Source organism: Pacificoceanicola niger, assembly GCF_048553275.1.
Classification (GTDB): domain Bacteria; phylum Pseudomonadota; class Alphaproteobacteria; order Rhodobacterales; family Rhodobacteraceae; genus Pacificoceanicola.
This window is the reverse complement of the sequence record NZ_JBLZMW010000010.1, coordinates 52,606-78,248: the sequence shown is the minus strand read 5'-3', so window position 1 is coordinate 78,248 and position 25,643 is coordinate 52,606. Positions and strand designations below refer to the sequence as shown.

Sequence of the window (25,643 nt, the reverse complement as noted above, 5' to 3'; positions counted from 1 at the left end):
GGAGAACGCAACATGACGGACACAACGACCTCCGCCGGGGCGCGGCCCTCGAAGAAACGCAGCGGCGCGGGCATCGTGCATCTGCTGCTGGAAGGGCGGGCCTTTTTTGCGCTGATCGCGATCATCATCACCTTTTCGATCCTTTCGCCGAATTATGCGACGGTGTCGAACTTTCTGATCATGGCGAACCATGTGGCGATCTTCGGCCTGCTGGCCATTGGCATGATGCTGGTCATTCTGAACGGCGGGATCGACCTTTCGGTCGGATCTGTGCTGGGGCTGACCGGGGTTTTTGCCGGGTTCCTGATGCAGGGCATCGAGATCGAGAGCGCCGGGGTGATCCTCTATCCACCGGTCTGGGCCGTTGTGGTGCTGACGCTGGCGGTCGGGGCGTTCGTGGGGTTTTGCAACGGGGTTCTGGTGGCCTTCTTCAAGGTGCCGGCCTTCGTGGCGACGCTTGGCTCGCTCTATGTGGCGCGGGGCGTGGCGCTGTTGATGACCAACGGGCTGACCTACAACAACCTTGGCGGCGATGCGTCCTTCGGCAACACCGGCTTTGACTGGCTGGGCTTCAACCGCTTCGCGGGCGTGCCTGTTGGGGTGATCGTGCTGGCGGTGGTTGCGATTGCCGCAGGGCTGCTGCTGTCGCGGACCGCGTTTGGCCGCTGGCTCTATTCTTCGGGTGGCAACGAACGGGCCGCGGAGCTGTCCGGTGTGCCGGTGAAATACGTGCAGATCGCGGTCTATATGCTGTCGGGTGTCTGTGCGGCGATTGCCGGCCTCGTCCTGAGTTCTCAGCTGACCTCCGCTGGTCCGACGGCGGGCACCACCTATGAGTTGACGGCGATTGCCGCCGTGGTCGTGGGCGGGGCGAGCCTGATGGGCGGGCGCGGCACGGTGCGCGGGACGCTGCTCGGGGCGTTTGTCATCGGCTTTCTGTCGGACGGCCTCGTGATCATCGGCGTCAGCTCCTACTGGCAGACGGTGTTTACCGGCGCGGTCATCGTGCTCGCCGTGATGCTCAATTCCATTCAATACGGGGGCAAGGGGAAGCGCGGCTGACCCTCACCCCACGACAGTTTCGCGCTGGCCGGGGTGAGGAGATCCCGGCTGCGAAAACCGCCTTTACGGCATATAAACCCAAAGGGAGACTACACATGATCACCTTCACCAAACGCGCGCTTCTGGCTGCTGCGGCTTCGCTGCCGTTGATGGCGGGTTCCGCCTGGGCCGAGGGCCTGATTTCCATCATCGTCACCGACCCGGCCAACCCCTACTGGTTCACCGAAGGCGAAGTGGCCAAGGCGACGGCCGAAGAGCTTGGCTATGAGGCCAGCGTCTCGGCGCACAAGGGTGACACCAACGTCGAGAGCAACCTGATCGACGCGGCGATCACCAACGGTGCCAAGGCGATCATCCTCGACCCGGCCAACGCGGACGGCTCCGTGGGTGTGGTGCGCAAGGCGACCGATGCGGGCATTCCCGTCTTCCTCGTGAACGCCGAGATCAACGAGAGCGGCATCGCCATCGCGCAGCTTGTCTCCAACAACGCGCAGGGCGCGGCGCTTGGCGCGGTGACCTGGCAGGAGATGGTCGGCGATTCCGGCAAGTATGTCGAGTTCTTCGGCAACCCGTCCGACAACAACGCCGCCACGCGGTCGAACGGCTATAACACCGTGCTGAGCCAGTATCCGGATCTGGAGAAGGTCGCGCAGGAAGTCGCGAATTGGGACCGGACCCAAGGCTACAACAAGATGCAGTCGATCATTCAGGCCAACCCGGAAATCGACGCTGTGATCTCCGGTAACGACGAGATGGCGCTTGGGGCGATTGCCGCGCTGAAGGAAGCCGGCAAGCTTGAGGGTGTGGTCGTCGGCGGCTTTGACGGCTCCCCGGATGCGGTGGACGCGGTGAAGGCGGGCGAGATGGCCTATACCGTGCTGCAGCCGGTTGCCGTGTTCTCCGCCGAGGCGGTCAAGCAGGCGGATTACTACATCAAGAACGGCGAGCCGATGGTCGCGGAGGAAAAGCAGCTGTTCGATTGCCTCCTGATCACCCCGGAGAATGTGGCGAACTACACCGCGCCGTTCGTTCTGTCCGAGTAAACTTCACTCCCTGTTGATCGGCAGACAGAGACGCGTCCCTCCCGGGGCGCGTCTTTTCGTTATGCAAAGCTGCGCCGGGTCCGGGTGCGCAGGGCCTCCGGCACGGTTGCGTTGATCCAGCTTCGGCAGGGCGCGGTGCCGCCGTTGGCCTCCCAATCGCCGCATTGCGAGGGGTCCATGCGCAGGGGCGGCAGACCGTGGATGGCATGGGTGTCGCGGGCCGGGGTACAGCGTGTGGTCATCGCCCAGAGCACGTCATGATCGCTGGACAGGTCGATGTCGTCATCGGTGAAGACGATGGTCTTGGTGAAAGGCATGACCCCGATGAGCCTTTTCGCCAGCTGCGCGAGATCAAGCTGCGCGGCGGCCCCCGGCTGCAGCGCGACATAGAGCAGGAGCATCCCGCCCCCGGCGGCGCTGTAGCGCAGGTCGGCGATCTGGGACAGCCCGCCCTGTGTGCGCAGCGCCAGCGCGATGGCCAGGACGCCGCCAAGGGCGAGGATCGAGGATTGCTCCTTGCCCGGTCCGATACAGGATTGCAGCAGCGCGTTCGGGCGGTGGGTGATCCGGTCGACGTCTATGACAAGCAGATCCGGCCCGGCGTGGCCGTCATAGCCAAGGAATTCCGGCAGGGCGACGCCCTTGGGCCGATCCTTCAGAGTTTCGGGCGCGGTGTTTGCCGTCAGGCGGCCATGCAGGATGTATTCCGATTGTGGCAGGAAGGGCGCGTCGCCGTGGGCGAGGGAAACCGGCTCGCAGGCAAGAGCCCCGGCAAGGGAGAGCTTGTCGAACTCCTCCGGCAGATGGGCGGTTGCGGTGGCGGAGGCCACGGCGACGGCGGGCGGCACGCCGATGTTGATGGACACCGGGAGGTCGCGGCCATTGGCGTGGGCGCTTTTCGCGAGGTGGCGCAGGGCGCGGCTCGGCAGCATGGAGATGCCGAGGCGGTCCTTTCCCAGGACAAGCATGCGGTGGGCAGAGAGGGCGAGGCTCGGGCCGGTGTCTCCGGCCATGACAAACCCCATGGTGATGTAGGGTCCGGCATCGCGGGGTGTGATCTGCGGGATGGGCAGGGCGGTGAGGTCCAGCGCCGCTTCGATGTGATCGGAGGGGGCGGATCGCGGCGGCAGGGGGGAGAGGCTGCGCACCGCCTGCGGGATGGCGCGCCCGGCGAGCGCCGGAAGCCAGCCCCGGAGCCGCGCCTCGCAGCCGTAAAGCCCGAGCAATAGGTCCGGCCCCTTGCGCTGTTTGTAGAGCACGGCGGGCTCCGCGCCGGGCCGGGGACGGGCGGGCAGGCCGGCGTGTTCATAGGCGAAATCCGTGCAGGCCTGATCCGGGGTGAGGCCAGTTTTGACGTGGAAGAGACCCGGCGTGGCCGGGCCTCTGAGGCTGGCGAGGGCCGCGCGCAGATCGCACGCGGCCTCCGGTTTTTGCGGCTCAGGCCGGGGCATCGGTCAACACCGGGGCGGTGCCACGGGTCTCCTTCGGCTGGCGCAGGCGGTCATAGACCATCAGCACGGCGGGGCCGATGAAGACCTCGGAGAGCAGGGCAAGCAGCGCCCCGGTCGCCATCAGCAGGCCAAAGCTTTGGATGTTCGACATCGAGGAGAGGGTGAACACCGCGAACCCGGCCATCACGACAACCGTGGTGGTGAAGACCGCACGGCCGATGTCGGTCATGGTCTTGCGGATCGCTTCCTTCATCTCGTCACCGTCCTGCAGGCGATCGCGCACACCGTGGAAGAAGTGCAGCGTGTCATCGACGATCAGGCCGGTGATGATGCCGCCGATCAGCACGGTGAAGGTGTCAAGCGGGATGCCGAGATAGCCCATGATCCCGAGCAGCACCGCGAAGGGCGCGATGTTCGGCACCATGCTCACAAGGCCGAGGCCGACGGAGCGCAGGGCAAGCGCCATCATCCCGGTGACCAGCGTCAGCGCGATGGCATAGGAGACGGTCATGCTGTCCAGAACCTTCTTCGAGGTCTTGGCAAGCAGGGCGATCAGGCCGGTGCTCTCGACCGTGGCGGTGTCGCCAAGGGCGGCTTCGAACCGGGTCTCGATGGTTTCGATCACGTCGGTGTAGAGTTTGGCCTCCAGCCACGGCGTCTGGAAGGACACGCGGCCTGAGGAGTAGTCCATGGAGACATAGCGCTTCATGTCGTCGATGCCCTGACCTTCGAGCAGCAGCAGCTGATCCCAGATCTCGTCCTGACCGGGGATGGTCCGTGCGGCGGGATCGCCGTCATTGATCGCCTGGTTGGTCTCTTCGATGAAGGAGATGATGGAGGTGTGTCGGCCGATGGGGATGTCGACGGTAGCGTAGGCCTCCCGCGCCGTGGCCTCCACGGTCTTGAGCAGGGTTTCATCGCGGAAGTCCAGACCCTCGGCGGGGGTAATGACCATTTCGAGGTTCACGGTGCCGTTGAAGGTGTCGTCGACGAATTCCGTGGACAGGCGGGCCTGATTGTCCTGCGGCAGCCAAAGCAGGGAGTTGTGCGAGTAGCTGAGGTTGACGATCCCCAGAGCGGCGGCGAGTGTCACACCGGCACACAGGGCAAGGGTGCGGCGCGGGGCCTCTGCGGCGATCATGGCGCCACGGGTCAGCGCGGTGGCGATGAAGCCGGGCTTGTCCGATTGCTTGTTCAGGTAGCGCTCGGGCAGGGTGCGGAAAACCAGCGTCGCCCAGGTCATGGCCAGGAGGTAGGACACGCCGACCGAAACGGTGCCAAAGATGCCAAGCGCGGTGATCGGCGCCAGCGGTGCGGCGGCAAGACCGACAAGTCCGCCTGCGGTGGTCAGCGCGGTAAAGAGGATCGGCGTGTTCGCCTTCTTCACGGCTAGTTTGAGCGCCTCGCGGCCATCCTTTTCGGTGCTGCGGGTTTTCAGAACCGTGGCGATGAAGTGGATGTAGGTACACAGCCCCACGACCAGCGTCATCGGGATGAGCAGCTGTACCGGCGGCGTCATGGCCGTGCCGGTGAGCGAGACCGTGGCGAGGGTCGAGAAGATCGCGGTGGCGAAGCTCAGGAACGCGCCGATCGCGACAAGGAAGCTGCGGTGCAGGAACAGCATCGCGAGCACGGTCAGGAGCACGCAGGCGAGGGTGAAGCGCGGCATGTCGCCTTCCATCATGGCGACGATTTCGGTCGACAGGACGGGCGCCCCGGCGATGGAGATGTCAAAGCCCTCGGCCTGATAGCGCGCAGCGATCTCGCGGGCGGCGGCGGTCATCTCGGCGTAGTGCGGCGCGCCGAGAAGCGGGCGTTCGCTGAGCGGCGTGAAGACGATTTCGCAGGTCGCGCCGGAGGAGGGATCGGGCACACAGTCGTTGGCGGCGGGGGCGTAGCGATAAGGTTCGATCACCACGGCGGCGGTGCTGCCGTCCTTGGACACGATGAAGTTCTGATAGAGCGGTGTATCGAGGATACGCTCGCGCAGCTCCTGCGGATCGCGGCCCCGCTGCAGCATGTTGCGCACCAGCTCTTCAAGGTACACGCCGCCGTCTTCATGTTCGATGAAGGGAATGTTGTAGGGCGAGAAAATCTCCGACACGTAGGGAACATCGTCCGCCAGGTCGCGGTGCATGTTGGAGAATTTGCTCAGGAACTCGGTGGAGAAGACGTTCTCCGACCGGACCGCGACGATCAGGCGATTGTCCTGACCGAACTCGCGGCGCATGTCGTAATAGCCCGCCAGGGCCGGATCGCTTTCGTGCATGAAGGCTTCGACGCGGCCGTCTTTCTGAAGGTTGGGAAGATTGGTCGCGACATAGCCGAAGACAACGGCAAGAAGGAGGACGACGGCCTTGATTCGGTGCGTGTACACCGTCTGGAGAAAGCGTGTCATCAGTCCTTCGACGAAGGAAAGCGGGTTCATGGATCAGGCTCCTGAAAAGGGTTTGGGGAAATCGGGGCGCCGCCTTTGGTGCGGCCGCGCCCCTGTGTCGGATCAGTTGGCGGCGATGTTGTCGGAGCGGAAATCCTTGAAATCGCTGGCAGGGTTCGACAGATCGTCCAGCTCGAACCAGCGGCTCGGCAGACCGATGTTGAAGGCTTCGCCCTCGGTCTCGAAATCGGAGAAGGACACGACGCGGCCTTCCTTGATGGTCGAGACGCGGTAGCGGGCCGGGGCAAAGACGCCGTTCACCCAGCGCAGATCGAGCGTTTCCAGGACGCGCTGTTCGTTCGGGGCGTCGGCGTTGAAGCTCGAATAGATCGGCATGAAGGTCTCTGTGTCGGCCCAAAGCTCACCGTCGCGCAGGCCAAGGCGGATGACTTCCTCTTCGGTTCGCGGGGTCACGTAGATCTTGTAGACCGGGTAGCCGCGGAACTCGCCGGTGCCGAGCATCTTGCAGTCGTAATCGTCGGCCTGGCGGATCAGCATCTCGCCGACGGCAAGATCGGAGCCATACAGGCGCTGCGACAGATCCTCGGATTTGACGTCGATGATCTTGTCGGCGGAGGGCAGGTAGACCCAGACCTTGTCCGGCAGACCCGGCTCGAAGCTGTCGCGGACGGAGGATTCGACGCCGGCCAGCTCGGAGGGATCGAAGACATAGGAGCGCAGACGGCGGTTGATGCCGTCATTCTTGTGTGCGGCGGCAATGCGGCGGGTTTTGATCGCGCCGGTCTCGTCTGTGATCTTCATGTGGACGATCCGCCAGCTGTCGTAGCCGTTGTAGCGGTTCTGCACCGCTTCCATCACATCGCGGCAATCATTCATCAGCGGCGAGGTCGGCGTTGCCTGCGGCAGCAGCGCGTCGGCCTGGGCCATGCCCGCAAAGGAGGCGACGGCGGCGGTTGCGAGAGCAAAAAGGGAGGTCCGGGTCTTGGAGAACATTTTTGATTTCCTCAGGTCAGATTTGAAATGGAACGGTCATTTTTATTCCGCAGCCAACCTCGCCTGAATCTGCGTGAAAACAAAAAGGCGTTTCGACTTTTTGTAAGACGTTTTCACACAGAACATTTGGTCCTGTGACAGAGTATGGCGCAACCTTGACGATTGTTTTCGGGGAACCTGAAGCGTTTTTCTTGTGACGGTGACGTGGGTAACGCCTTTGTATCAAGGATATTGTGACGGTTTCGCGAATGTCACAGACTGTTCCCGGGCATGACGCAATGTGCGCCGGGAAAACAACTCACTTGAATATTGAACACTACATCACACGGCACTTTTGTATCGTCTATCCATGAAATGAATTCCGTAATTATGATTCCGGAGAAATAAATATGGATTTGAAGATCTGCGGTATCACCAATCGCGAAGAGCTCGACATTCTTGAACAGGAAGGTGCCGGGTATGCGGGATTGTGGACCGGCATTGACGGGCATTCAAAGAGCCTGAGTGATGCGAAATTCGTGGCGCTTGCCGAGGCGGCGGCGCGGGTGCGGCCGGTGGCCGTTTGTGTGCGGCGGCCGGTGGCAGAGCTCTGGGCGCTGCTGAAACACGCGCCGGTGCGGCATGTGCAATTGCACGGGTTCAACGCACCGCGGGACATTGCCTTTCTCAAGGACAAGGGGCTGACCGTTATAAAGACGGTGCATGTGGATGATGCCGGGCAGAGCCCCATCGAGCGGCTGGTTGATCCCTACCGGCAGGCCGGTTGTGACGTGTTCCTGATCGATCGGATTGGTGGTCGGGGGGCGATTGGCTCGACCGGTGTGAGCCTGCGCGCCGCGACGGCGGCTCGCTGGCGCGAGCGTCTTGGCGATGCGCGGATCTGGCTTGCCGGGGGGCTGACCCCGGATCGCATCAGCGACCTGTCCGAGACCTCGGAATTCGAAGCGGTGGACGTGGATTCCGCTGCGCGGATCAAAGGCGGTGCCATTCACCGCAAGGCGGCGCGGATGCTCGTGCTCGCCTCCTCTCCCTCCACCCTGTTCCAGGCGGCTTCATGATGAACCATACACCAGATTTTTTCCGGGCCACCCCGATCCTGTCCGTTCCCCCGGTGCGGACGCGCAAGCTCTGTCCGCTGATCATGGCGGGCGATCCGTCGCTTGATGTCACCCGCGCGCTTCTGCGTCATTGTGCCGAGGCGGGGATTGCGATGGTTGAGCTGTGCCTGCCGTTCCGCAATGCCTTTACCGATGGCAAGACGCTGCTGCAGGCGCACAAGCGCGCGTTGAGCAATGAGATCAGCGCACAGTCGGTGATCGAGATGGCGGCGGAGTTCACCGACCGTATCGACATTATCCTTCTGGCGGATTCGAGCCATACCCTGCGTCCCGAGGGATTCGAGCGAATCCTTGGCATGGCGAAACGCGCCGGGTTTGCCGGTGTGCTGCCGCATGGTTTGCCGCCGGCCCTGACAGCGCGGTTTGATATTGCTGCCAAAGGGGCGGGTTTGCCGCAGGTCGGCACGATCTATGCCAATGCCCTGCCGGAGGTGCGGCAGCGGGTTCTGGGCCGGGCCGGTGCGTTCATTTACCTTGTTTCGAGCTATGGCCGGTCCGGGGGCTCGGTCGATCCGGCGGATCTGACCTGCCAGATCGAGGCGCTGCGCAGCCATACAGATTTGCCCGTTGCCCTCGGGTTCGGGCTGAAAACGCCGCGCGATGTGGGCCGGGCCTTTGCCGCCGGGGCGGATATCGCGATTGTCGGCAGTGCGATTTCCGGGGTGGTCGAGGCTGCGCTCGCCGCCGGGCTGGACCCGGCCCGGGAGACGGCCGATTTCATTGACAGTCTGAACCGGGAGACGCGGATATGAGCGCTCTTGATCGCCGCATGGATCTGCGCAACACGGTTTTGCAATACGTGCAATCGGATCGGCCCGGCGCGGCCCGGCTGATCGTGGATCAGGCGCATCCGTTCTTCTTTGATCATCCGCTCGATCATGTGCCGGGGCTGTTGCTGCTGGAGGGGGCGGTGCAGGCGGCACAGAACTGCGCCACGGCCCCCTGCTATGTCAGCGCCATTCGCGCCGAATTCGTCCAGTATGTGATGTTCGATGCGCCGGTGACCGTCGAGACCTACAGCGCGGAGCGCAACGGGCGGCAATGCTGCAAGGTCGAAATCCATCAGGACGGACGGGTGCGGGCGCGGATCGATGTCGATCTGACACGGCAACTGCGACCCCTGCCGCGCCGCGCCACGTTCCAGCCGGGGCATGGGTTGGTGCCCTGCGACGGCGCGCTGCTCAACAAGCGGCGCGAAGAGAATGTGCTGATCACCACACCGGTTGTGTCTCAGGCGTCCATCGAGGCGCGGCTGTTGCCGATCTCGCCCCGGTGCCTGTTTGCCGACACGACGCAGGCGGTGCATCCGCTCTATCTGCTGGAGTGCTTCATGCAGGTGCAGCGATATCTCAACGCCACCGGTGATGGCGATCACCGCATGCGTGACATTCTGACCGGCGTCAGCATCGAGCAGATCGCGCCGCAGTCGGACCTGACCGGGGGCGTGTACCTGCGCGGGGCGCGGGAATTCACCGAGATGGGCCGGGGGCGGCTCAGCCGCTGTGCCTGGCTTTATGCCGGACAGAAACCTTTTGCCAAATGTTCCATTCAAACCGCCCGCGCCAAGAGCCGGGTCAAAACCGTTCAAGGAGAATCCTGATGGATCCCGTTCATATCATTGGTGCCGGGGTGTCCGGTCTTGGTGCGGCGCATTATCTCGCCGCACGCGGCATTCCGAGTGTCATTCACGAGGTTGGCTCTCATGTCGGTGGGCGCGCGGCCTGCATTCAGCAGGGCGAACATGCCTTCGAGATCGGCGGCAAGAATTTCTCCAGCGCATGGCCCCGGTTCAATGCGCTGTTGCAGGAGTTCGGGATCACCGAGTTCGAAGATCAGCATCCGGGTTTTCACATCGTCATGAACAATGCTCTGGTGGCTTTGGAGAAGTCCAAGACCCTGACGGGCGATCTGCGGCTGGCGTCGGCGCTTGGGCCGCGCGGGGCATTGCAGTTCCGCAACTTCCTCAGCTATGCCCGGCAGAATGCGGATCGGTTGAATTACACCTCGGGCCTGATCGAGCAGGTGGAGAAGCGCTGGGATCACGCGACCATCGACAAGCATTTCACCAAACGTTTGAACGAGGGGCCGCTGCGCCTGTTTTCGATCATCATGGGCGGGGCGGAGCCGTCGGAGCTTTATCCATCTTTGATGATGCTGTTTGCCTCCGGCTTTGGCAAAGGCTCGCACCATGCCATCGCGGGCGGCATCGGGCAGTTCCACGACAACCTTGCCAAGGGCAAGACGATCCGTTTTGGCTCCAAGGTGCGGCAGATCCTGACATACGAAGGCCATGTCAGCGGTCTGATGCTGGAGGAAAAGACCGGACCGCGGATGATACCGGCAAGCCGGGTGATCTCAGCGGTGCCTGCTCATGTGCTGCGCCAGATGACGGATCTACCCGCCTATGGCCGGGTGGCGCTGGATCAGCTGCGGTATTTTCCGCTGGCCATGGTGAACGTCGTTTATGATGCGCCGGTGTTCAAGGACGGGGTGCATTCGATCATGTTCGAGCCGGGCGCGCCCCTTGGCCATTGCTCGGCCAACCGGCTGCATTCGCCGCATCATGTGCGCTACACCCTCTCGGGCAAGGCGGCGCGCAATATCCTCGACCGCTCCGATGTGGATCTGGTGCAGATCGCGGAGGAGACCTTTTCGAAGCGTTTGCCGATCAAGGCCGGGCGTCTGCGGGTGCATGTGGCCCGGCATCCCGGCGGGATCTGCGGCTATGCGCCATATTTCACTACGGTGAAGAAGGATATCCTGCGCGCCGCCGAAAGCATCAGCGGGTTGGAAATCGCCGGGGATTTCCTCGAAGGGCACACCATGGAAGGGTGCCTGACCTCTGCGGATCTTGCGGTGCAGCGTCTGCTGGCCCCGGCGCAGCGTCGCGGCGTTCCCGTCCAGCGGTGGGCGGCGGAATGAGCGCCGGGGCCCAAAGCCTGCCAAACCTCGCGCCGACCCGGCGCGCGGTGATCTGGGCGGCGAGCGCCTCTGCGGTGATGAGCGGCGCGGCGATCGCCCCGGCGGTGCCGTTGATGGACGCGGCGCTGTCGGGCGCGGCGACCGGATGGGGCCGGGTGGCGCTTGTGCTGCCTGCCCTTGTGATCATGCTGGCCGGTCCATGGATCGGGCGGCAGACGGCGCGAATGGATCAGCGAAAGGGGTTTGTCCTGGCGCTCTGCGCGCTGGCGGGGTTCGGCGTTCTGGGCGGATTTGCGCCCGGGTTTGTCTGGCTGTTGCTGTCGCGGGTCGGGCTCGGGCTTGCCACGGCGGCGGTGCTTTGCTTTGCCACGGCGGCCATTGCGGCGCTTTATCAGGGGGCGGAGCGCGCCCAGGTGATCAATCGCCAATCGGCGATCAACACCTTTGGCGGCGTGGTGTTTGTCCTGCTCGGCGGGCTGCTGTCGCAGATGGGCTGGCGGGTGCCCTTTGTGCTCTATCTTCTGGCCTTGCCGGTGGCGTTCTTTGCCTCTGGTTTCGACTGGAAGCCAGCATTGCGGCAGGGGACGGTGCGGCCAGATCTTGCCCCGCTCAAACGGCCCTTGGCGACCATCGCGCTGGCCATGACGGCCTTCTACCTGATCCCGGTGCAGGCGCCCTACATGCCTGCGCTCAGCGCCGCGCCCGCGCTGGCCGGTCTGACCATTGCTAGCGCGACGCTGGTCAGCGGGATCACCTCCTGGAAGATTGCCGCTTTGATGGAGGCCGTGCCGGAGCGCAGCGTGGAAGTGGCGGCAATCGGTGCGGTGATCCTCGGGCTTGTGGAATTCGGGCTGGGCGCTTCGGTGGCCGCGTTGCTGATCGCGGCGATGCTACTCGGGGCGGGGTTTGGTGTACTCCTGCCGCTGACCGTGCGGCGGATCATGGCGGCGGGTCGCCCGGAGACGGCAAATGCCACGGCGGGGCTGATTGCTTCGGCGCTTTATGCCGGGCAGGTCAGTGCCTCTGCGCTGGCGCTGCTGGTGTCGGGCGGCGGCGCGGGCGCGCCTTTCATCGCGCTGGCTGCCGGGCTTGCTCTGGTTGTGTTCCTGTATGCCAAGCGGGACCGACTGCGGCCGTGGGGGCGGTGGATCGCACAGAACATTGCCTGAGCCCGTGCGCCGGTGCGCGGGCGATTCGTCTTGATACCGCGACAAAGGTCCATGCTGACAAGAGAGGGAAATTCGACTGACATGACCGGCATCGACGTGGCCATGGAGGTGGCCGCATTGGTGGTGTCGGAGCGCAGCCTTTGCGCGGCACCATGACGCCGGACCAAGGGAGGAAAGACATGAAGATGCTGAGTGCGGCGCTGGCCGCCTGCTTGCTGGGTGCGCCCGCGTATGCTGCGCCGCTGTGTGACAGTTTTGGCTTTGCCGGGCTTCTGGCCAAATGCAACAGGGGCGAGACGATTGAGTTGACGTTGTCCTCCGGGCAGCCGCTCGGCGAGGATGTCACGCTGCAGTCTGGCGCGTATTACGAGATGGAGATCACATCAGATGGCTCTGGCGAGATGGGCCTTGAGGGCAAGGATTTCTTCCGCAACATCTGGATGGACGAGATTGTCATCAACGACATCGAAATCCGCCCGATGGCCATCGATTCGTTTGAGTTCGATGCGGCGGGCGTGATGGAGCTGTCCTTTGTTGCGATCAAGCCCGGCCAGCATGTGATCCGCATTCGTGGCACCACCGGCGAGACGCAGCAAGTCACCATCACCATTCAGTAGGCACGGCTTTGCGCTTTCGGACGGTTGTCATGCCGTACGGGGCGCGAGACCGGCGCAGAATCCCGTGATAGAGAGACTTCGTGACTGATCCTCGCCTGACCCCTTTTCTGTCGATCCTGGGGCTTCTGAGCCTGTGGGTTCTGGCGGCCTTTCTGACCGCGGACCCGCAGACCCTGCCGCAGCCATGGGATCTCTTTGAGCCCTTCGTGCGGGAGCTGCGGTCGGGTGCGCTGTTCATGCATCTGGGCGCGACGCTGATGCGGGTGATCTGGGCGTTCACACTGGCCATGGGGCTTGGTGTGGCGCTTGGGCTGGCGATGGGGCGCTCGCCCCGGCTCAATGCCTGGCTCGATCCGTGGCTGGTGATCTTTCTCAACCTGCCGGCGCTGGTGTTGATCGTCCTGTGCTATCTCTGGATCGGTCTGAACGAGACCGCCGCGATCCTCGCGGTCACGCTGAACAAGGTGCCCAATGTCACCACGGTGATCCGGGAAGGGGCGCGGGCGCTCGATCCGCAGCTTGATGACATGGCGCGGGTTTATCGTCTGAACTGGATCACCCGGCTTCGGCATGTGGTCCTGCCGCAGCTTGCCCCGTTCATCGCCGCCGCTGCGCGCTCGGGTGTGGCGGTAATCTGGAAGATCGTGCTTGTGGTTGAATTCCTTGGCCGATCGTCCGGGGTCGGGTTTCAGATCCACCTGTATTTTCAGTTGTTCGACGTGGCGATGGTTCTGGTCTACGCATTTTCGTTCATCTGTGTGATGCTGTTGGTGGAATGGGTGCTGCTGCAGCCCTGGGAGCGGCACGTGACGCGCTGGCGCCACGCCTGAGAACAGAAAAACCCGCGATCAATAAGATCGCGGGCGTGTCTGGCCGGTCGGCTGGGATCAGTTCTTCTCGACAAGCCGATAGAAGACCAGATCAGAGCTGGCGCCGTGGACATAGCCGGAGACGTCCTCGTCCATCGCGACCTGCAAGGTTGCCTGGTACATGATGACGAAGGGCGCGTTGGCCTGAACGTCCCGTTGCAGATCCAGGTACATCTCTTCGCGTTTGGCCGGATCGCTTTCGGAGAGGGCCGCCATGGTCCGGGCGTTCATCTCGTCGGACACCGCCCAGGCGTTGCGCCACGTTGTGGTGGAGGCATACCCGTCGTCGGAGTTGTCCTTGTTGTAGGCGAAGGCCTTGGCGTTGGAGTGCGGATCGTTGAAGTCAGGCCCCCAATACAGCATGATCGCTTCATGCTCGCGCGCGCGGTACTTGGTGATGATCGCCGCGGTTGTGCCGGGCACGATGTCGAAGTTGATCCCTGCCTCGGCAAAGCTGGCCTGGATCGACTGAGCCACATCGGTGAACGGCGCGAAGTTGAAGACATCCATTTCCACGGTGATCGGCAACTCGACACCGGCATCGGCGAGGATCTGCTTGGCCTTTTCCGGATCATAGGAGAAGGGCGTGTCTTCCAGAGCGCCGGGGAAGCCCTTGGGCCAGAAGGCCTGATGGGTTTCCATCTGCCCTTTGAGCAGGGTGCTTGTCAGTCCTTCGTAATCGATCAAATAGCGGGAGGCCTCCCAGAGCGCCTCTGACTGCAGGGCAGGGACCTTCTGATTGAAGGAAATGAAGTGGATCGCGGCCTGAGGATGGATGCCGACCTTGAACCCCTCTTCGGGCAGGGCCGCCACCTGTTCCGGGGTCATGTTGCGCGCGATGTCCACGTCGCCGTTTTCGAGCAGCAATTGCTGTGTCGCCGCCTCTGCCACATGACGGATGATGATCTGCTCCATCTTCGGCGCGCCCTTGTAGTAGTCGGGATTTGCGCTGAGACGCAGCATTTCGGCGGGGCGATACATCTGCATCGTGAAGGCCCCGGTTCCGGCGGAATTGGTGTTCAGCCAGGTATTGCCCATGTCGCCGTCAACCTCGTGCGACATGACAAGCTGACTGTCGACAATGGACGCGGGACGCGAGGCCAGAACGTTCATCACGAAAGCCGGGGAGAATTCGCCTTGGTACTTGAGGGTGACCGTATTGCCGTCACCGGACACCATCTCCTCGAAGTTTTCGGGGGTCCAGCCCAGCTGGGTCAGGATGAAGGCCGGGTTCTTGTTCAGCGCCACGACGCGCTTGAAGCTGTAGATCACGTCTGCGGCCGTAAGCGGATTGCCGGAATGAAAGCTCACACCGTCGCGCAATTTGAAGGTGATGGTGCGGGCGTCGGCGTCCATCTCCCAGCTTTCGGCAAGGCCGCCGACAAGCGCCGTCGTATCTTCGGCGTCGTACTGCACGAGCCGGTCATAGACATTCGCCATGTATTCGCTGGAGGTGAATTCATAGGCCTGTGCCGGGTCCAGTGCGACGATGTCGTCGATGTTCTGCGCCACGACAAGCACATTGGGCGGCGTTTCGGCCCTGGCCGGCGCTCCCAGAAGGGCAAGCGCCGTGAGCGCAGCGGTAAAATGTCTGAGGTGTGTTTTCATGTGACAACTCCCGTTGGTCGGATTGCACCTTTTTCGGTGCCTGATTTTCGGCCCGGGTGGACCTGAGTCGTAAAATAATTTTACTGTAAGCAGATTGATCTTTACATATAAAGAACTTTTGTTCGTAATGCGTACATATTAACCCAGAACCCGTGCTAGAGGTCAATCTTGTCCGCAGATCTGTCCGAAACCGCCCATTCAGCAACCGCGCGACTGGCTGACATCGCAGTCGGTGTGATGCAGTTTGTCGTTGTGACGCTGCTGACGTTCCTGGGGCTGCTGGCGATCACGTTCTTTATCGGGCGGATCGTGCCCATTGATCCGGTCGTGGCCGTGGTTGGCGATCGCGCCAGCCAGGAGGTCTATGACGCGACGCGCATCGCGCTTGGCCTCGACAAGCCGCTGCTGACGCAGTTTGTCATCTATGTGCGCGACGTCTTGACCGGCGATCTCGGCACGTCCCTGACCACGGGCCGCCCCGTAGTGGACGATCTCAAACGGTTCTTTCCGGCCACGATCGAGATGGCCACGGTGGGCATCGCGATCGGTGTCCTGCTTGGCGTGCCGATGGGCGTGGTCGCGGCGGCGCGTGCGGGCAGCTGGCTTGATCAGATCATCCGGGTACTGGGGCTACTTGGCTATTCGGTGCCCGCATTCTGGATGGGTCTGATCGGGCTGGCGGTGTTCTATGCCGGGCTTGGCTGGGTCGCGGGGCCGGGGCGCATCGACATTTTCTATGACGGGCTGGTGCCGACGGTCACCGGGCTTTTGACAGTGGATGCGCTGCTCGCCGGGGACTGGACGGTGTTCGCCAACGCGGTATCCCATCTGATCCTGCCGTCCGCCATTCTCGGCTTCTTCAGCCTTGCCTATATCGCGCGCATGACCCGGAGTTTCATGCTCGATCAGCTCGCACAGGAGTTCGTGACCACCGCGCGGGTCAAGGGTGTGAGCGAATGGGCGGTGATCTGGAAACACGCTTTCTACCCGATCCGAGTGCAACTGATCACGGTCATCGGCCTGAGCTATGCCGTCCTGCTCGAAGGTTCGGTGATGGTTGAGATCGTGTTCAGCTGGCCGGGGATCGGGAACTACCTGACGACGGCGCTGCTTCGGGCGGATATGGCGGCGGTGCTGGGGGCGACGATCCTGATCGGAACGGTTTTCATCGTCATCAACCGGCTCTCCGACCTTCTTTACCGCGTGTTCGATCCGAGGAGTCGCTGATGGCCTTGATTGATTGGCTGACCGATGATGCGCCCGCCTCCCGCCTTCAGGCGCAGGCCGGGCAGGCGTGGTCCATCGCGCGCGCCTTTGCGCGTAATCCCCTGGCCATGCTGGGTGCGGCGATCATCGCACTGCTGGTGATCGTGGCCCTGTTCGCGCCGTGGCTGGCGCCCTATTCGCCGGTCGGGCAAAACTTGGGTGATCGGCTCCTGCCGCCGTCAGCGGCGCATTGGATGGGCACGGATGAGCTGGGCCGCGATATCCTGAGCCGGATTATCCATGGCGCCCGGATCACGCTATTGATCGTGGTCATGGTGGCGGTGATCTCGGCGCCGCTTGGATTGATCATCGGGGCCGTGGCCGGATATTTCGGGGGCTGGGTGGACCGGGTGCTGATGGCGCTGACGGATGTGTTCCTGTCGCTGCCGAAGCTGATCATGGCGCTGGCCTTCGTCGCGGCGCTCGGGGCGGGGCTGCAGAATGCGATCATTGCCATCGCAGTGACGGCCTGGCCGGCCTATGCGCGGATCGCGCGGGCCGAAACACTGACCTTCCGCAATTCGGAGTTCATCGCCGCCGTGCGCCTGCAGGGCGCGTCGCATTTTCGGGTGATCGGACTGCATGTCATCCCGCTGTGCCTGTCCTCGACGATCATCCGGGTGACGCTGGACATGGCGGGGATCATCCTGACTGCGGCGGGCCTGGGTTTTCTCGGGCTTGGGGCGCAGCCGCCGCTGCCGGAATGGGGCGCGATGATTTCACGCGGGCGCTCGTTCATTCTTGATCAGTGGTGGGTGGCGACGATGCCGGGCTTTGCCATCATCATCGTTTCGCTGGGCTTTTGCTTTTTGGGTGACGGGCTGCGCGATGTGCTGGACCCGAAGCAGAGGGAGGGCCGCTGATGCCGCCGCTTCTGGAACTGCGCGATCTGCGCGTCAGCTTTCCCAGCCCGCGAGGGCGCGTCGAGGTGGTGCGTGGCGTGACCTTCGATCTTGGGCGCGAGCGTCTCGGGATCGTGGGCGAAAGCGGATCGGGCAAATCGCTGACCGGGCGGGCCATTCTGCGGCTGCTGCGCCCGCCTGCGCGGGTCAGTGTTGCGCGGCTGGCCTTCGAGGGCCGTGATCTGATGGGCATGAGCGACCGCGAGATGCGGGCCATCCGGGGTGCGCGGATCTCCATGGTGATGCAGGACCCGCGCTATTCGCTGAACCCGGTGATGACCGTGGGCGCGCAAATCGTCGAGGCGCTGCGCGTGCATGAACGCATTGCGCGGGGCGCGGTGCGGGCACGGGTTCTGGCCATGCTTGAAAAGGTGCGGATCAACGATCCGGAGCATGTGATGGGGCTGTATCCGCATGAGGTTTCGGGCGGCATGGGGCAGCGCGTGATGATCGCGATGATGTTGATCCCCAAGCCCGATATCCTGATCGCGGATGAGCCGACGTCTGCGCTGGATGTCAGTGTGCAGGCGCAGGTGCTTGACCTGATCGAAGAGATGATCGTGGAAAACGGTATGGGGCTGATCCTGATTTCCCACGATCTCGATCTGGTGGCGCGCTACTGCGACCGCATTCTGGTGATGAATCGGGGCGAGGTGGTGGAGGAACTGGAGGGCGGTGCCCTGCAGCTTGCCAAACATCCCTATACGCGTGGCCTGCTGGAGTCCGTGCCGCGCATGGACGAGACGCGTAAATTCCTGCCGGTCATGGACCGCAACGCCGGAGGCGGCACATGAGTGACGCGCTGACCATCGAAAACCTGTTCGTCCGTTATGGCCGCGTCGACGTGGTTCAGGATGTTTCGCTGCGTGTCGCGCAGGGGGAAAGCTACGCTCTGGTTGGCGAAAGCGGGTCGGGGAAGTCGACGATCCTGCGTGCCGTTGTCGGCATGGCGCAGGATTGGCGCGGAACCATTGCGCTCGACGGGGCGATGCGGCGCGGCATCGGCCAGAGAGAATTCGCCCGCCACTGCCAGATGGTCTTTCAGGACCCTTACGCCTCCCTGCATCCGCGCCGCACGGTAGATGCCACCCTGTCGGAGCCGCTGCAGATCCATGGGATCGCAGAGCGCGATGACCGCGTCATCGAGATGATGGCGAGCGTCGGACTCGATCCGCGTTATCGGTTTCGCTTTCCGCATCAGCTTTCTGGTGGACAGCGGCAAAGGGTGGCGATTGCCCGGGCACTGATGCTGAACCCGAGGCTGTTGTTGCTGGATGAGCCAACAAGCGCGCTGGATGTGAGCGTGCAAGCGGAAATCCTGAACCTGCTTGTCCGTTTGCGGGAGGAGCGGGGGCTGACGTATGTCCTGGTCACGCATTCGCTGCCGGTGGTCAGCTTCCTGTGCGACAGGCTTGGGGTGTTGCGCCAAGGGCAGCTTGTCGAAGAGGCCCCGGTTGCGCGGTTGCGCGATGGTCGGCTGGATGCACCCTATTCGCGGGAGCTTTATGCCGCGAGCCTTGGGGCCGGAGAGCGGGTTCGCCATGCGGGGTAGTGCACTTATGCGGGTGCATGAACGAAAACCCGTGCTAAACCTGCGCAGGGAGGGCGGAATTTGGACGGAACTCTGGAAGAGACGCTCGGGATCGGCGGTATGATCCGGTCACGTCGGCAAAAGCTGGACATGACCTTGAACGAGGTGTCGGAGGCCGCGGGCATTTCGACGGGTTACCTGAGCCTGATCGAGCGGGACAAGGCCACCCCGACTTTGACAACGCTGGCCCGGATCGCTGCGGCGCTCGGGGTGGGGATGGAGGCTTTTGTCGGCAAGCCACAGCCGGCGGATTGTATTACACGCGAAGGCGCGCGCCCGCGCTTTTTGCTGGGCGCGTCAGAGGTGACGTATGAGCGGCTCGGCGCGGTGTTTCCCGGCTCCGAGCTGTCGTGTTTCGTGTTGACGATCCAACCGGGTTACAAGTCCGAAAAAACCGGCCACGCCGGGGAAGAAACCTTCTATCTGCTGGATGGACGGCTTGAGTTCACGCTTGAGGGGCAGCGCATGGTGCTGTCCGCGGGTGACAGCGCCCATTATGACAGCACGCGCGCGCACGCCTGGTCCAATCCGTTCGACACGCCGGCCCGGGTGCTCTGGACCGGGACTTTGGACATCTTTGGCGATTTGAACGCGTCACAAAAGCGGGCCGAATGAACGCGCCTTGTGATAGGCATCATGGGCGGGACCGGCCAGCATCTCTTCGGTGAGGGTGACACGCTCGGGGGTGTAGTGGCCTGCTTCGTGCAGGATGTTCATGGTTGCAACCAGATGGCCATTGTCGCTGATCGGCAGATTGATCACTGATCCGCAGCCCAACGCGCCGATCAGCTTTGCATCGGGAAACACCGTGTCGATCTCTTCCAACGTGTTGGCGACGAAAGTTTTTCCCCGGCCGTGAACATGATCGAACCAGCGGTTCGGAGTGATCGGTTTCGTCCCTGCGGCCGGGTAGTTGACCGGATCCGAGCTGTAGGCGCGCCGGGCGAGCATCGCCTCCATGTCAACGGTCATGATTGTGAAGAGCTTTGCGCCAACGGTGGTCTCGACATGCGTTTGCAAGGCGCGCCATGCGTCGTCCGCACGGATGGCCGCGGCGAGGTCCTGTGGGAAGGTCATGTCATCTCCTGTGCGCAATGCCGCGCGATCTCGGCATGGGTCGTGATCCAGACATCCCCTGCCGCGCGCGCCTGTGCAAGCAGGCGATCCAGGATCGCGATCCGGGACCGGTAGCCGATCACGAAGGGGTGCATGACAAGCTGGCAAAGGCCGCCCTCGGTCCGGGCACCATCGAGTTCGGCAAGGAAGATATCCCCCACCTGATCAGGTGTCAGGGTGGGGCGGGTCGGCGGGGTTCTGTTGTAAAGCAGATAGACCGCATCATCGCGATTCCAGTCGACCGGCAGTTCGATCAGCCCGGTTGGGTTGCCCCCGGTCAGGAGTTCGTAGGGATCGTCGTCCGCCATCATGCTGGAATCGTAGAGGAAACCAGCATCAGCAACCAGCCGTATCGTGTCGTCGGACAGATCCCAATGCGCGGCGCGGTGGCCCACGGGCCGCTGGCCGGTGATCTGTTCCAGCGTGTCGCGGGCGCGGGTGAGCGCTTCGGCCTCTTCGAGGGGCGTGAGCGTGCCGTTCACCTCGTGAATCCAGCCGTGCACCCCGATTTCGTGGCCCGCCGCAGTGATGCGGCGCGGCTCCTCCGGGTCGATCAGGGCAGAGACCGCAGGAATGAAGAATGTGGCCTGCGCCTGATGACGTGCGAGCGTGTCAAGGATGCGCGGGACACCCTTGCGGCGGCCATATTCGCCCCATGCCAGACGGCCGACGGCGCTGCGACCGGTGCCCAGTTCGAAGGTTTCATGATCGCAGTCGAACGACAGCGCGAGAGCGGCGCGGGCACCACCGGGCCACGGCGGGCACAGGCGGCGCCCCGCGCGAACGGTGTTGACGCGGGCGCGCCAGTGTTCCTCCGGCCAATGATAGGGCGTGTCGGTCATCCGCGCAGCACCTTGCCAAAGAAGTCGCGGGCCCGGTCGCTGCTGGGGGCATCGAAGATGGTGGCGGGATCGCCCGCCTCGACCACTCGGCCGGCATCCATGAAGACGACCTTGGATGACACTTCGCGGACGAATGCCATTTCGTGGCTGACCAGAAGCATGGTCATGCCTTCGGAGGCCAGACGCCGGATGGCGTCCAGCACCTCGTTTACCAGTTCGGGGTCGAGCGCCGATGTGACCTCGTCGAGCAGCAGGATTTCAGGCCGCAACGCGAGCGCGCGGGCGATGGCGATGCGCTGCTGCTGGCCGCCGGAGAGTTCGTCGGGGTAGGCGTGCGCCTTGTGATCCATGCCGACCAGCTTGAGCAGATCCATGGCTTCGGCCTCGACCTCGGCGCGCGGGCGGCCCTGCACCTTGGTCGGAGCCAGCGTCACGTTGCGCAGCACGCTCATGTTCTGGAACAGGTTGTATTGTTGAAAGACGATGGCCATGCGGTCGCGGGCGGCCTTGACCGCGCGCGGGGCCGCATAGTCGATGCGGGTGCCGTCGACCTCGACGGCGCCCTTCGTCACGGGGGTCAGCCCGACCAGCGCGCGCAGCACGGTCGACTTGCCCGACCCGGACGGCCCCACGAGAGAGACAACCTCGCCCCGGTCGACGTCGAAGTCGATCCCGTGCAGCACGGTGAGTTTGCCGTAGTTAGCGTGAATGTCGTTGACCGCGAGGTGTGGCAAGGCGTTTCTCCAGGTATTGGCCGAAAAGGCTGAGCGGGAATGACATGAGGAAGTAGCAAAAGGCGATGGTTCCGAAGACGAGCACCCCGGAATAGCCCTGATTGTTGAGTTCCTTGCCTCGGAAGGTGAGCTCGAAGACGCCGATCTGACTGACCAACGCGGTGTCCTTGATAAAGCTGACGGCAAAGGCGATGGCCGGGGGCAGGATCACCGGCAGGGCCTGCGGCAGAACACACAGACGCATGGTTTGAAACCGGCTCAGATTCATGGTCTGCGCCGCTTCGATCTGTGTTTGCGGGACGCTTTCGATGCCGCCCCGGATGATGTCGGCGGTATAGGCAATCGCATAGATGCAGATCGAGATCACCGCGATGGTGAAGAGCGATACATCCTGCGCCACGGTCTGGATGAAGAAAAGCACCAGATAAATGACCACGAGAAAGGGGATGCGGCGGAACACCTCGACATAGGCGATACACAGCGCCCGCAACGGCATGGCCCACCGTCCCGGCGTTGTCCGCAGGTAGACCAGCACAAGCGCGAGACCAAAGCCGATCACGCATCCGAGAACCGTCATCGACAGGGTCAGCGCGGTGGACTCCGCGAGAAGGACGATGTTTTTCCAGGCAAAGAAGGCGGGGAGTTGTTCAAGGATGCGATCCATCAGAAGATCCTCGCCTTGACGCGGAAGGCCCACCGTCCGATGAGCGCCAGCCCGATCGACGCGATGAAGGTCAGAACGACGTACATGAGCGCGACAACAGTGAAGTATTCAAGCCAGCGATAGTTCACCGTCGACAGGTTGATGGCCTGTCCGGTCAGTTCGTCGACGCCGATGATTGCACCGACAGAGGTGCCCATGACCAGCACGACAATGAAGAAGTTGGCCAGCGCGGGATAGATTGACTTGGCGATATGCGGCACGACGATATAGCGCACGCGTTGCACTAGGGACATGCCAAGGGTTTCGCCCGCTTCCATTTCGGTTTGCCGAACGGATAGAAAGCCGGCGCGCAGGATCATGGTCAGATAGGCCCCGGCGTTCAGCGTAAGGCCGATCAGCACACAGGCCTCATTGGACCAGCGGATGCCGAATTCAGGCAATCCGTAATAGAGGAAATAGATCTGGATCAGCGCGGGCGTGTTGGTGATGAAGATGACGAAAGCCATGACGAGCCAGCGCACCGGGCGCGGCGCAAAGCTGAGGCAGGCCGCGCCGATCAGGCCGATCAGACAGCCCACCGAGAACGCAAAGACACCGAGTTGCAAGGTCAGCCACGCACCTTCGAGCAGGGCATCGAAATTGCGCCAGACCACGTTGAATTGAAAGTTGTAGTTCATGCGGATGTCCACCGTTCAGGCGCGCGCAAGACGAATCCTGCGCGCGGAAGGGGTTTAGAACCAGGGTGTTACGGGAACTTCGCGCAGCATCGGCGCGCCGTAATTCTCTTCCCAGACGGCTTTGACGGTGCCGGAGGTGTGCAGATCGAAGAGAATGATGTTCAGCACTTCGGACAGCGTGTCGTTGCCCTGGCTCACGCCGAGCGCGCAATAGGCCACGAAAATCGGTTCCGACACGACGCGCCAGCCGACGTTCTCGTGGTTTTCGGTGAAGCCCATGAAGAAGTCGATATTTTCGACGATGGCATCGGCGCGGCCCTGCGCCACGAGGCGCACGGTGTCTGCGATGGAATCCGTCAGCTCCATCTCGACCTCTGGCATGTTTTCTTCAATCCAGCCCACGGTCCAGTTGCCGCGCATGTTGGCCAGCGTTACGCCCGCCTTGTTGAAGTCCTGCCAGCTGTCGCCCTCGATCTTGTCGGTGGCGAGCACGGCGAGAACCTCGGTGTGCAGCGGGGCAGTGTAATCAATGAGCTTGGCGCGTTCGGAATTGCGGGTCAGGGCGCCCATGGACACGTCGATGCGATCGGAGACAAGGAACGGTACACGCTGCGCGGTCTCGGTGGGCACCCACTCGACTTCGACGCCGAGCTTTTCTGCGATCATCGAGCCGATTTCGATGTCGAAGCCTTCCCATTCGCCGTCGGCGTTGCGGGTGCTCATGTTCGGAAAGTTGGGGTTGATGCCGATGCGGATGGTGCCGTCGGATAAAATCTCTTCGAGCGGTTTTGCCTCTGCCGGGGCAGCGGCAGTGAAGCAAAGACCAAGCGCTGTTGCGCCTGCGATGATCCAGTTTTTCATGATGGCCTCCTGTTGGGAATTTTTATTTGTTCGCTATACGGACAAATGTCCGATAAATAGACTGGCAGCACACGAAGAGCGGGTCAATGATTTTTTCACGCGTGGGTGTGTATTGCGTGGTTTCGCGGGGCTGGATGTTTTATATGTAATAATTATAGTGATTTAGGAGAATCTTCCGAATTTCTTAGTAACCCGTTGACCTTTCGCTGTGGCCACGCCAATCTGCCCGATAAACGAACACATGTCCGAAAGGTGCGCAAAATGACTGAGTCTCTGGACCAAATGACACTGCCGTCGGGGTTGCGGCTGTCGCGCATTGTCACCGGCCTTTGGCAGATGGCCGATCAGGAGCGGGACGGAAAGACGATCGACCTCGATGCAGCGGCGGAGGCGCTGGCCGATTATGCGCGCGCGGGGTTCACGACCTTTGACATGGCGGACCATTATGGGAGCGCCGAAATCGTCGCTGGGCGCGCGGCCCGCCTGCTCGCTGCGGAAGGGGGCGCGGCGCCCACCATCTTGACTAAATGGTGCCCCGAGCCCGGTCCGATGGATGCAGGCGTTGTGCGTAAGGGTGTGGAGACCGCGCTCGACCGGCTTGGAATGGACCGGGTCGATGTCATGCAGTTGCATTGGTGGCAGTATCAATCGCCCGAGTATCTTGATGCGCTGGCGGAATTGATGCGGCTGCGGGAAGAGGGGCTGATCGGTCACATCGGTCTGACGAATTTCGATGCGGCACATCTGCGCATGGTCTTGAAGCAGGGGATCGAAATCGCAACCAACCAGGTGTGTTTTTCGGTCATCGACCGGCGAGCTGCAGGCGAGCTGACCCGTGTCGCGGAAGAAAACGGGGTCGGTCTTTTGGGATTCGGCACGTTGTGTGGTGGCTTCTTGTCGGACCGTTGGCTGGGTGCGGCGGAACCGGACGACATCGCTGACTGGAGCCGGATGAAATACAAACGGTTCATCGACGCCGCCGGTGGCTGGGCGCCGTACCAGGCGCTCCTGAAGGGGATGCAGGCCGTGGCGGCGCGGCATGGTGTTTCGGTGTCAAATGTCGCAAGCCGGTGGGTACTGGAGCAGGGCGCGACAGCGGGTGTCATTGTTGGCGTGCGACTGAACGAGAACGCGCATCGCGATGACAATCGCCGGATGCTGGGATTTGCGCTGGATCAGCAGGACCACGCGGCAATCGCCGAGGCGGTGTCTGGCCTTGACCCGATTCCCGGTGATTGTGGCGACGAATACCGCAAGCCGCCGTTCCTGACGGCCTCTGGTGATCTGTCGCATCATCTCGACGCGCTGCCGCCCGTTATGACGGTGTCCGAGCCGCGACCCGGACGGCAACGGGCCGAGAGCGGTTCGATCTGGGAGGAAAAGGCCGGGTTTGCCCGTGCGGTGCGCAAAGGCAAGCGTATCCTGGTCAGCGGAACAACGGCGACCGATCCGCATGGTACGGACGTCTGCCCAGGCGATGCCGCCGGTCAGGCGGTCTATATCCTCGACAAAATTGCCGGCGCGGTTGCCGCCCTGGGCGGCACGCTTGAGGATGTCCTGCGAACGCGGATCTACCTTACGAATGAGGCGGACTGGCAGGCGGTGTCCGCCATACACGCCCGCTATTTCGGAGAGATCCGCCCGGCCAATACGCTGATCGTGGTCAAGGAATTGATTGGCGATTACGCGGTTGAGATCGAAGCAGAGGCAGAGCTGGACTGAGTGTGGCGCTGTCACATT

At 62.8% G+C, this 25,643-nt stretch carries 25 protein-coding genes; 15 read left to right on the top strand and 10 right to left on the bottom strand.

The genetic code is table 11. From position 1 onward, the window contains the following. Positions 1–12: 12 nt before the first annotated feature. Positions 13–1,062, top strand: coding sequence for an ABC transporter permease (locus ACN2XU_RS13770; protein ID WP_419411030.1), 1,050 nt, complete (start codon positions 13–15; stop codon positions 1,060–1,062). A 95-nt stretch (positions 1,063–1,157) separates the two neighbouring features. After that, positions 1,158–2,105 carry a D-ribose ABC transporter substrate-binding protein gene (locus ACN2XU_RS13765; RefSeq protein ID WP_419411029.1) on the top strand — a complete coding sequence of 316 codons (948 nt, stop codon included), beginning with the start codon at positions 1,158–1,160 and terminating at the stop codon, positions 2,103–2,105. A gap of 59 nt (positions 2,106–2,164) precedes the next feature. On the opposite strand, the gene ACN2XU_RS13760 is transcribed toward ACN2XU_RS13765, so the two are convergent. The 3 genes from ACN2XU_RS13760 to ACN2XU_RS13750 form a co-directional block, all read right to left on the bottom strand. Continuing rightward, positions 2,165–3,556, bottom strand: a complete 1,392-nt coding sequence (locus tag ACN2XU_RS13760; protein ID WP_419411028.1) for a UbiD family decarboxylase domain-containing protein — start codon at positions 3,554–3,556, stop codon at positions 2,165–2,167. Further along, a complete protein-coding gene (locus ACN2XU_RS13755) occupies positions 3,543–5,984 on the bottom strand; it encodes an efflux RND transporter permease subunit (protein ID WP_419411027.1) in 2,442 nt (813 codons plus the stop codon). The genes ACN2XU_RS13760 and ACN2XU_RS13755 overlap by 14 nt, the downstream gene beginning before the upstream one ends. 72 nt (positions 5,985–6,056) lie before the next feature. Continuing rightward, entirely contained in the window at positions 6,057–6,947 is an 891-nt protein-coding gene (locus tag ACN2XU_RS13750) for an outer membrane lipoprotein-sorting protein (protein ID WP_419411026.1), read from the bottom strand. A gap of 389 nt (positions 6,948–7,336) precedes the next feature. On the opposite strand from ACN2XU_RS13750, the gene ACN2XU_RS13745 reads away from it, so the two are divergent. The 7 genes from ACN2XU_RS13745 to ACN2XU_RS13715 all read left to right on the top strand — a co-directional run bounded on the left by ACN2XU_RS13745 (position 7,337) and on the right by ACN2XU_RS13715 (position 13,603). Further along, entirely contained in the window at positions 7,337–8,005 is a 669-nt protein-coding gene (locus tag ACN2XU_RS13745) for a phosphoribosylanthranilate isomerase (RefSeq protein WP_419411025.1), read from the top strand. Further along, a complete protein-coding gene (trpA, locus tag ACN2XU_RS13740; RefSeq protein ID WP_419411024.1) occupies positions 8,005–8,817 on the top strand; it encodes a tryptophan synthase subunit alpha in 813 nt (270 codons plus the stop codon). The genes ACN2XU_RS13745 and trpA overlap by 1 nt, the downstream gene beginning before the upstream one ends. After that, positions 8,814–9,665 (top strand): AfsA-related hotdog domain-containing protein, encoded by an 852-nt coding sequence (locus ACN2XU_RS13735; RefSeq protein ID WP_419411023.1) that lies wholly within the window; start codon positions 8,814–8,816, stop codon positions 9,663–9,665. The genes trpA and ACN2XU_RS13735 overlap by 4 nt, the downstream gene beginning before the upstream one ends. After that, positions 9,665–10,987: a protoporphyrinogen/coproporphyrinogen oxidase gene (locus ACN2XU_RS13730; protein WP_419411022.1), complete on the top strand. Its 1,323-nt coding sequence runs from the start codon at positions 9,665–9,667 to the stop codon at positions 10,985–10,987. Before ACN2XU_RS13735 ends, ACN2XU_RS13730 begins: the two co-directional genes overlap by 1 nt. Then, positions 10,984–12,156, top strand: a complete 1,173-nt coding sequence (locus tag ACN2XU_RS13725; protein WP_419411021.1) for an MFS transporter — start codon at positions 10,984–10,986, stop codon at positions 12,154–12,156. Before ACN2XU_RS13730 ends, ACN2XU_RS13725 begins: the two co-directional genes overlap by 4 nt. 179 nt (positions 12,157–12,335) lie before the next feature. Next, the gene (locus ACN2XU_RS13720) at positions 12,336–12,773 is read left to right on the top strand and encodes a cupredoxin domain-containing protein (RefSeq protein ID WP_419411020.1); all 438 of its coding nucleotides are present in this window, start codon (positions 12,336–12,338) and stop codon (positions 12,771–12,773) included. 80 nt (positions 12,774–12,853) lie between these two features. After that, positions 12,854–13,603, top strand: a complete 750-nt coding sequence (locus ACN2XU_RS13715; RefSeq protein WP_419411019.1) for an ABC transporter permease — start codon at positions 12,854–12,856, stop codon at positions 13,601–13,603. Between the two features lie 57 nt (positions 13,604–13,660). Here ACN2XU_RS13715 and ACN2XU_RS13710 read toward each other — a convergent pair whose 3' ends face one another. Continuing rightward, a complete protein-coding gene (locus ACN2XU_RS13710) occupies positions 13,661–15,250 on the bottom strand; it encodes an ABC transporter substrate-binding protein (RefSeq protein ID WP_419411018.1) in 1,590 nt (529 codons plus the stop codon). Between the two features lie 237 nt (positions 15,251–15,487). Between ACN2XU_RS13710 and ACN2XU_RS13705 the strand changes: the two genes are divergently transcribed. From ACN2XU_RS13705 to ACN2XU_RS13685, 5 genes are read left to right on the top strand one after another with little or no spacing between them, the layout of a single operon-like run. Next, positions 15,488–16,477 carry an ABC transporter permease gene (locus ACN2XU_RS13705; RefSeq protein WP_419411129.1) on the top strand — a complete coding sequence of 330 codons (990 nt, stop codon included), beginning with the start codon at positions 15,488–15,490 and terminating at the stop codon, positions 16,475–16,477. Beyond that, positions 16,477–17,379: an ABC transporter permease gene (locus ACN2XU_RS13700; protein ID WP_419411017.1), complete on the top strand. Its 903-nt coding sequence runs from the start codon at positions 16,477–16,479 to the stop codon at positions 17,377–17,379. The genes ACN2XU_RS13705 and ACN2XU_RS13700 overlap by 1 nt, the downstream gene beginning before the upstream one ends. Then, a complete protein-coding gene (locus ACN2XU_RS13695; protein ID WP_419411016.1) occupies positions 17,379–18,212 on the top strand; it encodes an ABC transporter ATP-binding protein in 834 nt (277 codons plus the stop codon). The genes ACN2XU_RS13700 and ACN2XU_RS13695 overlap by 1 nt, the downstream gene beginning before the upstream one ends. Next, positions 18,209–18,970: an ABC transporter ATP-binding protein gene (locus ACN2XU_RS13690; RefSeq protein WP_419411015.1), complete on the top strand. Its 762-nt coding sequence runs from the start codon at positions 18,209–18,211 to the stop codon at positions 18,968–18,970. Before ACN2XU_RS13695 ends, ACN2XU_RS13690 begins: the two co-directional genes overlap by 4 nt. Before the next feature lie 60 nt (positions 18,971–19,030). Beyond that, positions 19,031–19,624, top strand: a complete 594-nt coding sequence (locus ACN2XU_RS13685) for a cupin domain-containing protein (protein WP_419411014.1) — start codon at positions 19,031–19,033, stop codon at positions 19,622–19,624. Here ACN2XU_RS13685 and ACN2XU_RS13680 read toward each other — a convergent pair. Genes ACN2XU_RS13680 through ACN2XU_RS13655 form a run of 6 tightly spaced genes read right to left on the bottom strand, consistent with a single transcriptional unit; the run spans position 19,604 to position 23,903 of the window. Beyond that, positions 19,604–20,086: a GAF domain-containing protein gene (locus ACN2XU_RS13680; RefSeq protein WP_419411013.1), complete on the bottom strand. Its 483-nt coding sequence runs from the start codon at positions 20,084–20,086 to the stop codon at positions 19,604–19,606. The genes ACN2XU_RS13685 and ACN2XU_RS13680 overlap by 21 nt on opposite strands. Further along, the gene (locus tag ACN2XU_RS13675; RefSeq protein WP_419411012.1) at positions 20,083–20,967 is read right to left on the bottom strand and encodes a polysaccharide deacetylase family protein; all 885 of its coding nucleotides are present in this window, start codon (positions 20,965–20,967) and stop codon (positions 20,083–20,085) included. The genes ACN2XU_RS13680 and ACN2XU_RS13675 overlap by 4 nt, the downstream gene beginning before the upstream one ends. Then, the gene (locus ACN2XU_RS13670) at positions 20,964–21,701 is read right to left on the bottom strand and encodes an amino acid ABC transporter ATP-binding protein (RefSeq protein WP_419411011.1); all 738 of its coding nucleotides are present in this window, start codon (positions 21,699–21,701) and stop codon (positions 20,964–20,966) included. The genes ACN2XU_RS13675 and ACN2XU_RS13670 overlap by 4 nt, the downstream gene beginning before the upstream one ends. After that, the gene (locus ACN2XU_RS13665) at positions 21,667–22,365 is read right to left on the bottom strand and encodes an amino acid ABC transporter permease (RefSeq protein WP_419411010.1); all 699 of its coding nucleotides are present in this window, start codon (positions 22,363–22,365) and stop codon (positions 21,667–21,669) included. The genes ACN2XU_RS13670 and ACN2XU_RS13665 overlap by 35 nt, the downstream gene beginning before the upstream one ends. Beyond that, a complete protein-coding gene (locus tag ACN2XU_RS13660) occupies positions 22,365–23,042 on the bottom strand; it encodes an amino acid ABC transporter permease (RefSeq protein WP_419411009.1) in 678 nt (225 codons plus the stop codon). The genes ACN2XU_RS13665 and ACN2XU_RS13660 overlap by 1 nt, the downstream gene beginning before the upstream one ends. 54 nt (positions 23,043–23,096) lie before the next feature. Then, a complete protein-coding gene (locus tag ACN2XU_RS13655) occupies positions 23,097–23,903 on the bottom strand; it encodes a transporter substrate-binding domain-containing protein (RefSeq protein ID WP_419411008.1) in 807 nt (268 codons plus the stop codon). A gap of 261 nt (positions 23,904–24,164) precedes the next feature. Here ACN2XU_RS13655 and ACN2XU_RS13650 point away from each other — a divergent pair, with 261 nt between their 5' ends. Next, positions 24,165–25,625: an aldo/keto reductase gene (locus ACN2XU_RS13650; protein WP_419411007.1), complete on the top strand. Its 1,461-nt coding sequence runs from the start codon at positions 24,165–24,167 to the stop codon at positions 25,623–25,625. The last annotated feature ends 18 nt before the right edge of the window (positions 25,626–25,643 follow it).

Bases quoted from the DNA above. Each gene is read 5' to 3' on its own strand.
- ACN2XU_RS13770 (WP_419411030.1), top strand. From the start codon at position 13: ATGACGGACACAACGACCTCCGCCGGGGCGCGGCCCTCGAAGAAACGC.
- ACN2XU_RS13765 (WP_419411029.1), top strand. From the start codon at position 1,158: ATGATCACCTTCACCAAACGCGCGCTTCTGGCTGCTGCGGCTTCGCTG.
- ACN2XU_RS13760 (WP_419411028.1), bottom strand. From the start codon at position 3,556: ATGCCCCGGCCTGAGCCGCAAAAACCGGAGGCCGCGTGCGATCTGCGC.
- ACN2XU_RS13755 (WP_419411027.1), bottom strand. From the start codon at position 5,984: ATGAACCCGCTTTCCTTCGTCGAAGGACTGATGACACGCTTTCTCCAG.
- ACN2XU_RS13750 (WP_419411026.1), bottom strand. From the start codon at position 6,947: ATGTTCTCCAAGACCCGGACCTCCCTTTTTGCTCTCGCAACCGCCGCC.
- ACN2XU_RS13745 (WP_419411025.1), top strand. From the start codon at position 7,337: ATGGATTTGAAGATCTGCGGTATCACCAATCGCGAAGAGCTCGACATT.
- trpA (WP_419411024.1), top strand. From the start codon at position 8,005: ATGAACCATACACCAGATTTTTTCCGGGCCACCCCGATCCTGTCCGTT.
- ACN2XU_RS13735 (WP_419411023.1), top strand. From the start codon at position 8,814: ATGAGCGCTCTTGATCGCCGCATGGATCTGCGCAACACGGTTTTGCAA.
- ACN2XU_RS13730 (WP_419411022.1), top strand. From the start codon at position 9,665: ATGGATCCCGTTCATATCATTGGTGCCGGGGTGTCCGGTCTTGGTGCG.
- ACN2XU_RS13725 (WP_419411021.1), top strand. From the start codon at position 10,984: ATGAGCGCCGGGGCCCAAAGCCTGCCAAACCTCGCGCCGACCCGGCGC.
- ACN2XU_RS13720 (WP_419411020.1), top strand. From the start codon at position 12,336: ATGAAGATGCTGAGTGCGGCGCTGGCCGCCTGCTTGCTGGGTGCGCCC.
- ACN2XU_RS13710 (WP_419411018.1), bottom strand. From the start codon at position 15,250: ATGAAAACACACCTCAGACATTTTACCGCTGCGCTCACGGCGCTTGCC.
- ACN2XU_RS13705 (WP_419411129.1), top strand. From the start codon at position 15,488: ATGCAGTTTGTCGTTGTGACGCTGCTGACGTTCCTGGGGCTGCTGGCG.
- ACN2XU_RS13700 (WP_419411017.1), top strand. From the start codon at position 16,477: ATGGCCTTGATTGATTGGCTGACCGATGATGCGCCCGCCTCCCGCCTT.
- ACN2XU_RS13695 (WP_419411016.1), top strand. From the start codon at position 17,379: ATGCCGCCGCTTCTGGAACTGCGCGATCTGCGCGTCAGCTTTCCCAGC.
- ACN2XU_RS13690 (WP_419411015.1), top strand. From the start codon at position 18,209: ATGAGTGACGCGCTGACCATCGAAAACCTGTTCGTCCGTTATGGCCGC.
- ACN2XU_RS13680 (WP_419411013.1), bottom strand. From the start codon at position 20,086: ATGACCTTCCCACAGGACCTCGCCGCGGCCATCCGTGCGGACGACGCA.
- ACN2XU_RS13675 (WP_419411012.1), bottom strand. From the start codon at position 20,967: ATGACCGACACGCCCTATCATTGGCCGGAGGAACACTGGCGCGCCCGC.
- ACN2XU_RS13665 (WP_419411010.1), bottom strand. From the start codon at position 22,365: ATGGATCGCATCCTTGAACAACTCCCCGCCTTCTTTGCCTGGAAAAAC.
- ACN2XU_RS13660 (WP_419411009.1), bottom strand. From the start codon at position 23,042: ATGAACTACAACTTTCAATTCAACGTGGTCTGGCGCAATTTCGATGCC.
- ACN2XU_RS13655 (WP_419411008.1), bottom strand. From the start codon at position 23,903: ATGAAAAACTGGATCATCGCAGGCGCAACAGCGCTTGGTCTTTGCTTC.
- ACN2XU_RS13650 (WP_419411007.1), top strand. From the start codon at position 24,165: ATGACTGAGTCTCTGGACCAAATGACACTGCCGTCGGGGTTGCGGCTG.